The following is a 12939-nucleotide window of genomic DNA, read 5'->3' as shown; positions in this document are numbered from 1 at the left end:
GGCGGGGCGGGCCCAGCTGGGCGGCGGGCCGGCGGGGCGGGCTCAGTCGGGCGGCGGCCCGACCCGGGCACGGACCTTCCCGGCGCACGCGTCGAGCGCGCCACGGGCGTCCAGCCCGAGGCTCTCGATCGCGACCAGCGCGGTGAACGCCACGTCCGCCAGCTCCGCCGCCACGTCCTCGCGGCTGTGCGTGACCCCCTTGCGCGGGTTCTGGCCGAGCAGCCCGATCCAGGCGCCCGCCGCCTCCCCCGCCTCCTCGGTCAGCTTGAGAATCCGGCAGGTGAGTTCGGTCTGCCCGGTGCCGTTGGCGGCGTCCAACCAGCCGCGCGAGGCCCGGACCGCGTCCCAGATCGGCTCGTCCATCGGACCAGTGAACCGGACGCGGGTCACGGTCCGTATCGCGGGACGGTTGGCGGGTAACCGGGTCCGGGTGGTAGCAACAGGGACTACCAGCGCAAGCGAAGGGACGTGTCGTATGCCGGAGACCGTGGAGACGGTGTTCACCAGCGTGGTCGCCCGCAATCCGGGTGAGCCGGAGTTCCACCAGGCGGTACGCGAGGTGCTGGAGAGCATCGGCCCGGCGCTGGCCCGACACCCCGAGTACGCCGAGGCGCGGATCATCGAGCGGATCTGCGAGCCGGAGCGGCAGGTCATCTTCCGGGTGCCGTGGGAGGACGACCGCGGCCGGATCCAGGTCAACCGGGGCTTCCGGGTGGAGTTCAACAGCGCCCTCGGCCCGTTCAAGGGCGGGCTGCGCTTCCACCCGTCGGTCTACCTCGGGATCGTGAAGTTCCTCGGCTTCGAGCAGATCTTCAAGAACGCGCTGACCGGGCTGTCGATCGGCGGCGGCAAGGGCGGCGCGGACTTCGACCCGAAGGGGCGCTCGGACCGGGAGGTGATGCGCTTCTGCCAGAGCTTCATGACCGAGCTGTACCGGCACATCGGCGCGGAGACCGACGTGCCGGCCGGGGACATCGGCGTGGGCGCCCGGGAGATCGGCTACCTGTTCGGCCAGTACAAGCGGATCACCAACCGGTACGAGTCGGGGGTGCTCACCGGCAAGGGCCTGGCGTACGGGGGCGCGCAGGTGCGCCGGGAGGCGACCGGCTACGGGGCGGTCTTCTTCGCCGACGAGATGCTGCGGCAGGCCGGCGACAGCCTGGACGGCAAGCGGGTCGTGGTCTCCGGATCCGGCAACGTGGCGATCTACGCGATCGAGAAGGTGCACCAGCTCGGCGGGCGGGTGGTCGCCTGCTCCGACTCGTCCGGCTACGTCCTGGACGACAAGGGCATCGACCTGGAGCTGCTGCGGGAGCTCAAGGAGCAGCGCCGGGCCCGGCTCGACGACTACGCCCGGCACGTGCCGCACGCGATGGCGGTCTCCGGTCGTACGGTCTGGGAGGTGCCCTGCGAGCTGGCGCTGCCGTGCGCGACGCAGAACGAGATCGGCGGTGCGGAGGCCGCGGCGCTCGTGGCCGGCGGCTGCGTCGCGGTGGTCGAGGGCGCGAACATGCCCACCACGCCGGAGGCGGTACGCATCCTCGGCCGGGCCGGCGTCCGGTTCGCGCCGGGCAAGGCGGCCAATGCCGGCGGCGTGGCGGTGAGCGCGCTGGAGATGCAGCAGAACGCCAGCCGCGACTCGTGGACGTTCGCCGAGTCGGAGCAGCGGCTGCGCGACATCATGCGCGACATCCACGACCGCTGCTGGAGCACCGCCGAGGAGTACGGGCTGCCCGGTGACTACGTGGCCGGAGCCAACATCGACGGGTTCCGCCGGGTGGCGGAGGCGATGCTGGCCCACGGCCTGATCTGACCGGGCGGCCGGTCCGCCGCGACAGCGCCGGCGGCCGACCGGGGGGCGACGCGCATCGCGCCCCGGCGGCGCCGGCGGGCTCAGAAGCTGCTGACCAGCTTCACGAACGCCTCGTCGATCATGGCGGGATCGGTGGCGTCGAACGCCTTGCCCGAGGACGCCTTGGCGATCTTGTCCAGCGTGGCGAAGTCGGAATCCCGGTCGAAGGCGATGCAGAAGACCTTCACCGGGCGCCGCGGGTCGAGGGTGATGTCGGCGAGCAGCCGGGCCAGGTCGTTGTCCCGGGCGTACTCGTTCTTGCCGTCGGTCAGCACGACGACGGCGTTGATCCGCTGCGGGTCGTACCGCTCGAGGACCTGCTTGTGGGCGGCCCGGACGGTCGCGTAGAGCGCGGTGTCGCCCGCGACGTGCAGGCCGGCGATCCGGCTGTCGATCCGCTTCTTGTCGAAGTCGCCGAGCCGGACCTCCTCCCGGTACGGGCCGTCGGGCCGCTTCGACGTCTCCGAGGAGAACGACCAGAGCCCGACCCGGTCCTCGGAATTGAGCAGCGCGAGACCCTTGGCCGCCGCCGCCGAGGCGACCTGGAAGCGGGTGCGATCCCCGACAGGGGCCTGCATCGACCCGGAGGTGTCCAGCGCGATCAGGATGTTGGCCTTCTTGCGCAGCGTGCTCCAGCCGTCCAACATCGCCTCGACCACCGCCGGGTGCGGCGGCGCGAAGTACGCCAGCCCGCCGGCGGGCTCGGCGCCGACGCTGGCGAGCAGCTCCGCCGAGGCCTGCCGCTCGTGGTCGCGGAAGCCGAGGCGGGCGAAGCTCGCCTGCTGGTCGTCCTCGGTCAGGAAGGCCAGGAAGTCGTCCGCGGCCACGCGCTGCCGCTCGTCGGCGGAGGGGAGCACCACGAACGGGTGGTCCAGGTTGAAGGTGCCCTCCTTCGGGTGCACGGCGACCAGCGGGACCTTCGGCCGGTGGCCCCGCTCCTGGCCCTCCTGCCGCGGGCTCAGTCCCCCCTCGTTGTAGAGGTGGACCAGTTCCTCCTGCATGACCATGGCGCTCATGTCGCCGGCGCTGGCGCCCCCGCCGGCCAGGTCGGCCTCGGCGAGGTCGCGGAGCAGCTCCACCGAGTCGTCGCTGTAGTGCGACACGTTGGCCTCGATCTGCCGGACGAACCGGGTCACCTTCGGATCGGCCAGGTCCGACGTGGTCAGGTCGCTGGAGCGGTTCGCGGCGGCGTAGTAGGTGGCGATGGTCGCCGCCAGACCCGAGGTGGAGATGTTCGGGTTGTCCTTGCCGAAGGTGAAGCGGCCCCACTCCGGCCTGCCGAAGCCCGCCCAGCCCTGCCGGCCGGAGAGGCCGAGGATCTCCCCCCAGCCCAGCGGACCGCGCTGGCGTACCAGCTCACCCTTGGGCTGGGGCATCGCGATGACCAGCGGGCTGTTGGCGATCGACGGGTAGCGGTCCGGGGTCTGCGGCGCCCGCCCGGCGGCCTCGTCGAGCAGCCGGAGCTGGCCCGTCCACAGGCTCGACGTCGGCAACCAGACCTGCGGCTGCGGCAGGCCGGTGCCGCTCCAGCCGGCGGCCAGCACCTCGGTGGCCCGGCCCGAGTTCAGGGCGCTGACGTGCACCTGGGCGCAGCCGCCGCCGTCGAGCGTCCGGCCGCTGTCGTTGTACCGCTTCGCCAGCTCGACCAGCAGCGCCGCCTTCTCGGTCGAGGAGTTGACGTCCAGGCGCAGGGCGCAGTCGGCCCGGGGCCGGTCGGTGCCCGCGTCCCGCTGCCGTACGAGCACGAACGCCCCGACGATGACCAGCAGCCCGGCGGTGACGGCCGCGGTGTACGGCAACCACTGTCGTGCGCGCGGCGGGGCTGGGGCCATGGGACGTCCTCCTCGCGGGTCGACTGACGGCAGTCAACCTATCGGGGCGGTGCCACGGGCGGCGGCGGGCCCGGCGCCCCTCGGTCAGGGGCGCTCGCCCCGGTCGCCGAGCGCCACCGCGACCAGCAGCCGGACCACGTAGACCACGCCGAAGGCGCTCGCCCCGGTCGCCGCGGCCACGCCCACCCCGCTCGACGCGACGTAGCCGGCGGCGGCACCGACCGAGCCGAGGAAGATCGCGGTCGAGATGCCCCAGGCGTCGACCGACTCCCGGCGCAGCCGCCGCCCCCAGCCGCCGCCCGCCTCAGCGACGGGGGCGAAATCCGCAGACCGGCTCTGCGCACCTTGTGTCGGTTCCGCCCGGCCCACCGGTGCCGTGCCGACTCGGGTCGGCGACGTCGGTTCCGGTGGTGCCGTCGGCGCATCCGACGCGGGACGGGGCAACGGCAGCGGCTGGTTCGGCGTGGGCGCGCCGGCGGTCTCGTTGCCCAGGCGGAGCACGCTCTCGTGGCGCAGCGGGCCGGGTGCCCCGACGTCCTGCCCGAGCAGCCGCATCAGCACCTGCTCGGCCTCCGGCCGGTCCGCCGGGTCCTTGGCGAGGCACTGCCGGACCAGCTCGTCGAGGCCCGGCGGCAGGGGCGGCAGGTCGGGCGGGTCGTTCAACACCCGGTGCATCACCGCGAAGAGCGAGTCGGTGCCGAACGGCGGGCGGCCCCCCGCGGCGAAGGCGATGGTGGCGGCCCAGGCGAAGACGTCGCAGGGCGGCCCGACCGAGTCGTCGTTGCGGAACCGCTCCGGAGCCATGTACGCGGTGGTCCCCAGCACCCGGCTGGTCACCGTCTCGGTGACGCCCAGCGCGCGGGCGATGCCGAAGTCGATCACCCGGGGGCCGTCCCGGCCGAGCACCACGTTGTCGGGCTTCAGGTCGCAGTGCACGACGTCGCAGCGGTGGATCGCGGCGAGCGCGGTGGCGGTGCCGACCGCCAGGCGGTGCAGCGCGTTGCCGGTGACCGGGCCGTGCTCGCGTACGTGCCGGTGCAGCGTGGGACCCTCGATGAACTCGCTGACCACGTACGGTCGTTCGCCGTCGACGTCGGCGAAGAGCACCTGCGCGGTGCAGAACGGCACGACGCGGCGCGCCGCCGCGATCTCCTTCATGAACTGCGAACGCGCCCGGGGATCACTCAGGTCGATGTTGATCATCTTGACCGCCACCCGGTGGCCCTGCTCGTCCTCGCCGAGGTAGACCACTCCCTGGCCGCCCGAGCCGAGCCGGCCGACCAGCCGGTAGGGACCGGCGGTGCTCGGGTCGTGCGTCCACAGTGGCGCCAGCCCCGGCACCGGCGCGCCGGCCAGTCCTGTCATTCCGACTCCATCAGATGTCGTGTCCCGCCCACCCGGCGGGCAGGACACGGTCATGGTGCCATGCCCTCGCCTGCCGGCCGAGGACGCCCGCAAGGCCGGTCGCCCCGGCGTGGCGGGCCCGCCACGGACCGGGCGACCGGGGCCGGGCAGGCGGACGGCTGGCGCCCGCCGGAGTTGTCCGACGGGCGCCAGCCGTTTCGCGGTGTCCGGGCCCTGCCCGGAGGGAGTCACACCGTCAGCGCGCGGCTCCCATGCCGAAGCGGTGACGCTTGCGCCAGACCAGCGACAGCAGCAGGAGCACCGCACCGGCGCCGACGAGGCCGCCGCCGAACTTCATCGGGGTGCTCAGGCTGTCGCCCGTGACGGGCAGCGGCGGCGCGTGCTTCTTGAGCACGGTCAGCGTCGCGGTCGCCACCTGGCCCGACGTCTGGCCGACGGCCCGGAAGGTGTACCTGCCCGGGTGACGCGGCGTGTAGGTGGTGCGGAAGTTGCCGGCCCCGTCCGCCGTGACCACGATGGTGCTGGGGCTCGGCTGGGGCGCCCGCTGCAACGAGACCGGCGCCATCGCGACCATCTCGCCGTTGCTGCGGCGCGCCTGCTCGGCGCCCGGTACGGCGGCGGCGAGCGGCGACGTGCTGACGGTGATGATGACCGTCTCGCCCGGCGTCCAGCCGCTACCGATCAGGGTGGCGGTCTGGCCGACGAAGACGGTCGGCGGGCTCACCGCGAGCGTCGCGGGGCCGGGCGGGTAGACCGGTGGCTGTGGCGTTCCGGTGCCGGGCGCCGGCTGCGGCTGGGCCGCCCCCGCTGCGGTCGGCGCGGCCAGCACGGCCATACCGACCGTGAGCGCCATGATGATGCGGGATAGCCGCATGATTGGTTCCCTCCTACTGATCACAGCTTGGTGCGGAAACAACTTGGGTGGTCCATGGGGTGGCGGTGGGGGTCAGCCACAGCTCGGCGGTACCGACGCCGGTGGTCGCCGTCAGCACGGTGACCTCCAACGTGCGCGACTGCCCCGGGCCGACCTCGACGTTGACGGTGCCGACCTGGCGGCGCCGTTCGGTGCCGCTGCCGACGGCCGTCTCGGCGCCGTCCAGACGGGCGGCGAGCACCGCCCCGCCGGCCGGGCTGTGCACCGACACCAACGTGCGGACGGTGTACGGGTCGCCGGCCAGACCGAGACCGAGGACCGACTCGCTGAGACCCGACCTGGGCGCCGACGAACGCAGGGTGACCCGGAGCCGGAGCTCCCGGCGGCCGTCGGGCCGGCAGTCGCCGACCGCCAGGGTCGCCGACGGCCGGAGGTAGTAGCCGAGCTTCGCGCCGCTGCCGTCGTTGAGGAACACGCCGACGGTCGGCACGGTGTCCTTCTCCGGGAGCGTCCCGGCCATCCGGCTGTCGCCGATCGTCCGTTGCTCCTCGGGTCGGGCACTCCAGAACAATATCCGGCGTTCAGTGACAGCACGGTCAAATGAGGACAATAACGCCTTCGGGTCAATATTCTTCGTGACCAGCGCGTCGAACACGGCGGCGGCGGACGCGGCGAAGAAGGCGTCCTGTTTCTCGTTGTCCATCCGCTGGTAGCTGTCGCTGAGCACCGTCTGCACGACCTTCTCGGCAGCCAGCGGGACCCCGCCGGGCACCATCACCGGGCCGGTGGCCTTGAGCAGGTACGACAGCACCACCGGGTCGACCGCGAGCACCCCGTCCACGGCGGTGCCCGTACGCCGCCGGAACATCTCCCGGTAGAGGGCGGCGGCGGTCGGGAAGTGCGGGGTGAGGTTGACGTCGGCCGGGTAGATCCCCGGCAGGTCGGCCCAGATCCCGCGTACCTCCGCGGGCACCTTCAGCGGCGGCACGAACCGGCCCAGCGCGCTGCTGCTGCCCTGCCGCCCCATCCGGACCCGACCGTCGGCCGCGTGCACGACGGCGTACGCGCCGATCATGCCGCCGGTGGCGCGCAGCTCGGCGGGATTCTGGGAGACCACGAGGTAGGTGCGGCGGCCGTCGGCGCCCAGTAGCGGCGGAAGCAGTCGGCTGGCCTGGTCGGCGGCGGCGGTCAGCCCGGCCAGCCGGTCGATCTCGCCGCGCAGGTCGGCCAGCGCCTGCCGGACCTGGGCGACCAGGCCGTCGGTGGGTACGGTCGCGAGGCTGTCCCGGGCCCCCCGCACCGCCGAGTTGACCCTGGCCAGCTCGGCCGACAGGGCCCGCAACCGCGCCACGTCCAGGCGCCCGCCCGCGGGTACGAGACTGGTCAGGTCGGCGCGCAGCAGCGGCGGGAACGCCTGCCGGGCCAGATCGTCGATGGCCACCGAGATCTGCCGGACCGCCGCCAGGTTGTCGCCGGCGTACGGGGTGCGCCGACCGACCCACCAGCCGGGGTCACCGGTCGCCGCCCGGGCGCTGCCGGACTGCTCCTGCAACGCCGCGAGGGTGCGCTGGGCCCGGGCGGTGTCGCCCCCGAGCACCTGCGCGCTGAGCTCCCGGGCCAGACCGGCGGCGTTGAGCAGGTGGGCGCGGGCCTGCCAGCCCCGGAAGCCCACCCAGCCGGCGGTGAGCAGCAGCAGGGAACCCACCACGAGGGTGGCGAGCAGGGCCCGGCGCACCTGCCGCCGCCGGCGGGAACGACCACGCCGTCGACGCGGTCTCGCGCTCTCCGTCACACCACACGTCCTTCCTGGAAGACGGCCACCGGGCCGCATTCCGCTGCCGTTGCACACTGCTAACGATCGGTTTCACCCGGTGATGACGCGGTCGCTCCCTACGCGGGCTCCGCTCGTCGCTCACCGCACGCCGGCGCGCCCGGCGGCCGCCTCGTACAGCAGCTGTTCGATCCGGTCCACGCCCGCCGACATCGACATGTCGCGCAGGTACGCCTCGCGCCCGCGCCGGCCCATGTCGGTGCGGGCGGGCGGCGGGATGGTCGCGGCCAGCCAGAACCGGTCGGCCAGGCTCGCCCAGTCCTCCGGCGGGCAGGAGAGCCCCGCCCGGGCCCGCTCCACCACCTCGGCGGTGTCGCCGCCGGCGGAGGCCACCACGGGCGCGGCGCACGAGAACGCCGCCTGGAGCTTCGCCGGCAGGGTGCTGCGCAGCTCGGGCAGGTCCCGCAGCATGACGAGCTGGTAGTCGGCGGCGGCGTACAGGTCCGGCATGTCCGGCGGCGACCGCCGCTCGACGAAGCGAACGTTCTCGGCGCGCAGTTCGGCGGCGAGCCCCCGCACCCGCCGCTCGTCCGCGCCCGATCCCACCAGGACGAGGTCCACGGTGTGGTCCAGCGCCGCCGCCGCCCGCACCGCGGTCTCCAGTCCCTGCCGGGCACCGATCGTGCCGGCGTGCATCACCACGCAGCGCTCGTCGCGCCGCACCAGCCTGCGGGCCGCCCGGCTGGGCCGTGCGGGTTGGAAGATCCGCTCGTCGGTCCAGTTGAGCACCACCCGCACCCGGGCCGGGTCGGCGCCCGCCGCGACTACCCGGCCACGCAGCGACGGCGCGGCGACCGCGACCCGGTCGGCGGCCCGGTAGGCCCGCGTCATCGCGGCGGCGATCCGTGCGGCCCACCGCCCGTTCTCGGCCCCGACGGGCTCGTCCTCCGCCCAGACGTCCTGCACGTGCACGACGGTCGGCACCCGGCCCAGCACCCGCGGCAGGGCCGCCGCCGCGAAGGCGTTCGCCGGCGGCAGGTGCACGTAGAGGGCGTCGACGTCGGCCAGGAACGACCGCCCGGTCAGCGTCGCGCTGCCGGCGAACGACAGGTGCCCGGCCATCCGGGTGCGCACCGAGCCGTCGCCCGCCGAGTAGCGCGGCACCCGCCGTACGGTCAACCGCTCGCTGCGCGTCTCGTGCCGCCAGCGCTGCCGCCAGCCCGGATAGACGTGGCCGCCGGGATAGTCGGGGAAGCCGGTGAGCACCTTCACCTCGTGCCCCCGCACGGCGAGCTCCTCGGCGAGGCTGCCCGGGATGAACGCCGGCTCGGGCGGGAAGTGGTACGACAGGATCCCGACCCTCACCGACCCGCCTCCGTCCGGACAGCCCCGCTCGGCGCGGCACCGTGACGTCGGGGCGTCCGGCCCGCGTACGATGCCGACATCCCCTCCACGACCGGCCGGCTCCGACGGCCGGCGACCGGCGCGGCGCCACCGTCCGCGACGGCACCGACGAGAGGGGTCCGCATGGTCGACCGGGTGCTGTTCGTCTGCCACGCCAACCTGTGCCGCTCACCGATGGCCGAGTACATCGCCCGCCGCCTGCTGGCCGGGCGGGCGGTCACGGTCGCCAGCGCCGGCACCGACGCCGTCGACGACCTGCCGATGCACCCGTACGCGGCGGACCTGGCGGCGGAGACCGGCGGGGACCCGACCGACTTCCGCAGCCGACGGCTGCGCCCGGAGCACCTGGTCGGGGCGACGCTGGTGCTCGCGGCGACGCGCCGCCAGCGCTCGGTGTGCACCGCGCTCGCGCCGGCCGCGCTGCACCGGACGTTCACCGTCCGGCAGTTCGGCCGGCTGGCCGCAGCCGCCGACCCGACGACGGACCCGGCCGGGGCTCCCCTGCGGGCGGCGGTCGAGGCGGCCGCCCGCGCCCGGGGGCGGCTGCAACCCGCCACCCCCGACGCGGACGACCTGCGGGACCCCATCGGCGGGACCGTCGCCGACTTCCGGCGCTGCGCGGAGGAGATCGAACGGTCGATGCGACCCCTCGCGGCGCTCATCGGGACAGCCGGGTGAGTTCCTGCGTACGGTCGCTGACGACGTCGACGCGCTCCGCGTGCCGGGCCACCGGGGCCGAATCGGCCGGCAGGTCCGGCGTCGCGGCGCCCGCGACCACCCGGTAGGCCTCGTACTGGTACGCCTCCGCCTTGGCCACCTTGGCCATGTTCAGCACGCAGCCGAGCAGCCGTACGGAGACCGAGTTCAGGGCGCGGGCCGCCTGCGCCACCTGGCTGCGCGAGGTGCGGCCCTGCTGCGAGACCAGCAGCGCGCCGTCGGCCTGCACGGCCACCACCACGCCGTCGGTCACGGCCAGCAGCGGGGCGGTGTCGATGATGACGATGTCCGCCGACTCCCGCAGGGCGAGCAGCAGGTCCGCCATCGCCTTCGAGCCGAGCAGCTCGCTGGGGTTGGGCGGCGCCGAGCCGCTCGGGAGCACCAGCAGGGACTTGTCGCCCCAGCGCTGCACCACGTCACCGACCTGGACGTCGCCGACCAGCACGTCGGTGAGCCCGATGCCGGCGTCGAGGCCCAGGTAGTCGGCGACCTTCGGCCGGCGCAGGTCGGCGTCGACCAGCAGCACCCGCCAGCCGGCCTCGGCCAGGGCGATCGCGAGGTTGCAGGAGAGCGTGGTCTTGCCCTCCCCCTGAAGGGCGCTGGTGACCGCGATGACGCGGGCGGGCTCGTGCACGTCGACGAAGCGCAGATTGGTACGCAGCTTGCGCACCGCCTCGGCCCGGGCGGAGTTCGCCGCCTCGCCGACGATCAACGGTTGCGACTTCGCGGTGCTCTCGAAGGGGATCTCGCCGAGCAGCGGGCTGCCGGTGGTGCGTTGGAGACCGGCGGCGTCGCGCAGGCGGACGTCGGCGACCCCACGCAGGATCGCCAGGCCCACGCCGGCGAGCAGGCCGAGCAGGGTACCGACGGCGAAGTTGCGCACCGGCTGCGGCGAGACGGGCGTCGGGGTGACCCGGGGCCCGCTGACCACCTCGATGCGGATGGGGCCGGCCTTGCCGTCCTGGGTCGTCTCCACCTTCTGCACCAGCTCGACGAACTTCGCCGAGAGCAGTTCGGTGACCTTCAGGGCCCGGTTCTGGTCCGTGTCGGTCACCGACGCGCGCAGCAGCACGGTGCCGGTCTCGGTCGAGGTGCTGACCCGGCGCTGGATCTCCTCGGCGGTGAGCCCGACGGAGTTCTCGGCGACCACGCTCTGCGCGAGGCGGTCGCTGGTCAGCAGTTCAGCGTACGACTTGACCCGCTGCTGGAGGAAGAGGCCGCCCTGGTAGGCGTCCGTGACGCCCTGGCTGGGCGTGGTGACGAAGAAGGTCACCGACGCGACGTAGCGGGGCTGCGCCCGGACGGTGACGAGGGCGGTGACGCCGAGCGCGACCATGACGGCCAGGAGCACGATCCACCAGTGCCGGCGCACGAGGCGGAGTTGGCGGTACACGTCCATCAGGCGCGCCTCCGTACCGGGCCGGTAACGCCAAAGAACTTCACGAAAACCCCCAAGGTCGACTTAATCTCGTGAAACCATTAAAGCGACTCATACGCCTTATGTCCCGAGTTACGTATTTTCGGCCCTTGACATGTGCGCCCGACCCACCACCGGACAAACGGGCGGACGGCGTTCCGGGTGGCGGGAGAAACCGACCGGGCGTGACCTCGGCAGCAATGGGCCGTCCCGACTCGCCGGTCACGCCGCCGCTGGATAGGGTCGGCAACGGTGTGCCGGGAAGCCTGGTCGGCGTCGTTCCGTGCTGCCCAAGACCGAGGTGGATCCGCGCATGACCGACCGCACCCCGCACGCCGACCGCCCCCGCCCGAACCGGCGGTTCTTCTCGCGTACGTCCTGGCCGGAGGCCCGGTTCCTGGCCGATGTGCTGCGCACCGAGACCGTCGGCGGCGGGCTCCTGCTGCTGGGCGCGATGATCGCGCTCACCTGGGCGAACTCGCCCTGGGAATCCTCCTATGCCGCCCTCCGCGCGTGGGTGCCCTGGTCGGGCGGCGCGGCACTGCACCTGGACCTGGACCTGGCCGCCTGGGCCGCCGACGGTCTCCTGGCGATCTTCTTCTTCGTCGTCGGGCTGGAACTCAAGCGGGAGTTCGTCGCGGGCGAACTGCGCGACCCCCGCCGGGCGGCCCTGCCCGTGGTCGCGGCGGTCGGCGGCATGGCGGCGCCCGCCCTGATCTACCTCGCGGTCAACCTCGGCGGCGACGGGCTGCGGGGGTGGGCCATCCCCACCGCGACGGACATCGCCTTCGCCCTGGCCGTGCTGGCCGTCATCGGCTCGCACCTGCCGCAGGGCCTGCGCGCCTTCCTGCTCACCCTCGCCGTGGTCGACGACCTGCTCGCCATCACCGTCATCGCGATCTTCTACACCGACGACTTCAGCCCGCTGCCGCTGTTGGCCTCCCTGGTCCCGATCGCCGTGTTCGGCCTGCTCGTGCAGCGGCGCAAGACGTGGTGGTGGGCACTGATCCCGCTCGCCGCGACCGCCTGGACCCTCATGCACGCCTCCGGGGTGCACGCCACCGTGGCGGGCGTCCTGCTGGGCTTCACCGTGCCCGTCCTGCGGGGCAAGACCGGCGACTCGCACGGGCTCGCCGAGCACCTCGAACACCGCTGGCGTCCGATCTCCGCCGGCCTCGCCGTACCCGTCTTCGCGTTCTTCGCGGCCGGTGTCTCGCTGCGCGGCGCCGACCTGGGCGCGATCGTCACCGACCCGATCGTGATCGGCATCGTCGCGGGCCTGGTGCTCGGCAAGGTCATCGGGATCTTCGGCTCGACGTACCTGCTCGCCCGGTTCACCCGCGCCCAACTCGACGAGGACATCACCTGGACGGACCTGCTCGGGGTGGCGCTGCTCGCCGGGATCGGGTTCACCGTCTCCCTGCTGATCGGCGAACTGGCGTTCGGCTCCGGCACCGCAGCCGACGACAACGTCAAGGCGGCCGTGCTGACCGGCTCGGTGGTCTCCGCACTGCTCGCCACCGTCGTGCTGGTACGGCGCAACGCCGCCTACCGGCGCATCGCACAGGCGGAACAGGTGGACGCCGACCGCGACGGCGTTCCGGACGTCTACCAGCGCGGAGAGGGCTGACCGGACCGGCTCGTCCGGCGCCGGCCGCCCGGCGCCGACAGGTCACCGCGCCGCGCCGGGGTCGCGACAGGCGGGCT

The 12939-nt window shown here is 73.7% G+C and carries 10 protein-coding genes; 3 read left to right on the top strand and 7 right to left on the bottom strand.

Going from position 1 to position 12939, the window contains the following annotated elements; genetic code table 11:
* Nucleotides 1–42: 42 nt before the first annotated feature.
* A complete protein-coding gene (locus AC5L34_RS20965) occupies nt 43–363 on the bottom strand; it encodes a MazG-like family protein (RefSeq protein WP_441176534.1) in 321 nt (106 codons plus the stop codon).
* A 112-nt stretch (nt 364–475) separates the two neighbouring features.
* Between AC5L34_RS20965 and gdhA the strand changes: the two genes are divergently transcribed.
* Nucleotides 476–1813 carry an NADP-specific glutamate dehydrogenase gene (gdhA, locus tag AC5L34_RS20960; RefSeq protein WP_441176535.1) on the top strand — a complete coding sequence of 446 codons (1338 nt, stop codon included), beginning with the start codon at nt 476–478 and terminating at the stop codon, nt 1811–1813.
* An 80-nt stretch (nt 1814–1893) separates the two neighbouring features.
* On the opposite strand, the gene AC5L34_RS20955 is transcribed toward gdhA, so the two are convergent.
* The 5 genes from AC5L34_RS20955 to AC5L34_RS20935 all read right to left on the bottom strand — a co-directional run bounded on the left by AC5L34_RS20955 (nt 1894) and on the right by AC5L34_RS20935 (nt 9059).
* Entirely contained in the window at nt 1894–3684 is a 1791-nt protein-coding gene (locus AC5L34_RS20955) for a vWA domain-containing protein (RefSeq protein ID WP_494826556.1), read from the bottom strand.
* Between the two features lie 84 nt (nt 3685–3768).
* Nucleotides 3769–5049 (bottom strand): serine/threonine-protein kinase, encoded by a 1281-nt coding sequence (locus AC5L34_RS20950; RefSeq protein ID WP_494826554.1) that lies wholly within the window; start codon nt 5047–5049, stop codon nt 3769–3771.
* A gap of 235 nt (nt 5050–5284) precedes the next feature.
* On the bottom strand, nt 5285–5923 hold the full coding sequence (locus AC5L34_RS20945; protein WP_089000057.1) for a hypothetical protein: 639 nt from the start codon (nt 5921–5923) through the stop codon (nt 5285–5287).
* 13 nt (nt 5924–5936) lie between these two features.
* Complete coding sequence (locus AC5L34_RS20940) at nt 5937–7715, bottom strand: DUF4012 domain-containing protein (RefSeq protein WP_441176538.1); 1779 nt, start codon at nt 7713–7715, stop codon at nt 5937–5939.
* A gap of 120 nt (nt 7716–7835) precedes the next feature.
* Entirely contained in the window at nt 7836–9059 is a 1224-nt protein-coding gene (locus tag AC5L34_RS20935; RefSeq protein WP_441176539.1) for a glycosyltransferase family 4 protein, read from the bottom strand.
* A gap of 162 nt (nt 9060–9221) precedes the next feature.
* Between AC5L34_RS20935 and AC5L34_RS20930 the strand changes: the two genes are divergently transcribed.
* Complete coding sequence (locus tag AC5L34_RS20930) at nt 9222–9776, top strand: arsenate reductase/protein-tyrosine-phosphatase family protein (RefSeq protein ID WP_441176540.1); 555 nt, start codon at nt 9222–9224, stop codon at nt 9774–9776.
* On the opposite strand, the gene AC5L34_RS20925 is transcribed toward AC5L34_RS20930, so the two are convergent.
* Nucleotides 9757–11214 (bottom strand): tyrosine-protein kinase domain-containing protein, encoded by a 1458-nt coding sequence (locus tag AC5L34_RS20925; protein ID WP_441176542.1) that lies wholly within the window; start codon nt 11212–11214, stop codon nt 9757–9759. The genes AC5L34_RS20930 and AC5L34_RS20925 overlap by 20 nt on opposite strands.
* A 331-nt stretch (nt 11215–11545) precedes the next feature.
* Here AC5L34_RS20925 and nhaA point away from each other — a divergent pair, with 331 nt between their 5' ends.
* Nucleotides 11546–12862 carry a Na+/H+ antiporter NhaA gene (gene nhaA / locus AC5L34_RS20920; RefSeq protein ID WP_494826550.1) on the top strand — a complete coding sequence of 439 codons (1317 nt, stop codon included), beginning with the start codon at nt 11546–11548 and terminating at the stop codon, nt 12860–12862.
* The last annotated feature ends 77 nt before the right edge of the window (nt 12863–12939 follow it).

It is taken from the genome of Micromonospora sp. ZG13, assembly GCF_059359355.1.
The sequence above is the reverse complement of the archived record's forward strand: the minus strand, read 5'-3'. Positions and strand labels throughout refer to the sequence as shown.

Excerpts from the sequence above, each read along its gene's own strand:
- AC5L34_RS20925 (WP_441176542.1), bottom strand. The coding sequence starts at position 11,214 with ATGGACGTGTACCGCCAACTCCGCCTCGTGCGCCGGCACTGGTGGATC.
- AC5L34_RS20930 (WP_441176540.1), top strand. The coding sequence starts at position 9,222 with ATGGTCGACCGGGTGCTGTTCGTCTGCCACGCCAACCTGTGCCGCTCA.
- nhaA (WP_494826550.1), top strand. The coding sequence starts at position 11,546 with ATGACCGACCGCACCCCGCACGCCGACCGCCCCCGCCCGAACCGGCGG.
- AC5L34_RS20965 (WP_441176534.1), bottom strand. The coding sequence starts at position 363 with ATGGACGAGCCGATCTGGGACGCGGTCCGGGCCTCGCGCGGCTGGTTG.
- gdhA (WP_441176535.1), top strand. The coding sequence starts at position 476 with ATGCCGGAGACCGTGGAGACGGTGTTCACCAGCGTGGTCGCCCGCAAT.
- AC5L34_RS20950 (WP_494826554.1), bottom strand. The coding sequence starts at position 5,049 with ATGACAGGACTGGCCGGCGCGCCGGTGCCGGGGCTGGCGCCACTGTGG.
- AC5L34_RS20945 (WP_089000057.1), bottom strand. The coding sequence starts at position 5,923 with ATGCGGCTATCCCGCATCATCATGGCGCTCACGGTCGGTATGGCCGTG.
- AC5L34_RS20955 (WP_494826556.1), bottom strand. The coding sequence starts at position 3,684 with ATGGCCCCAGCCCCGCCGCGCGCACGACAGTGGTTGCCGTACACCGCG.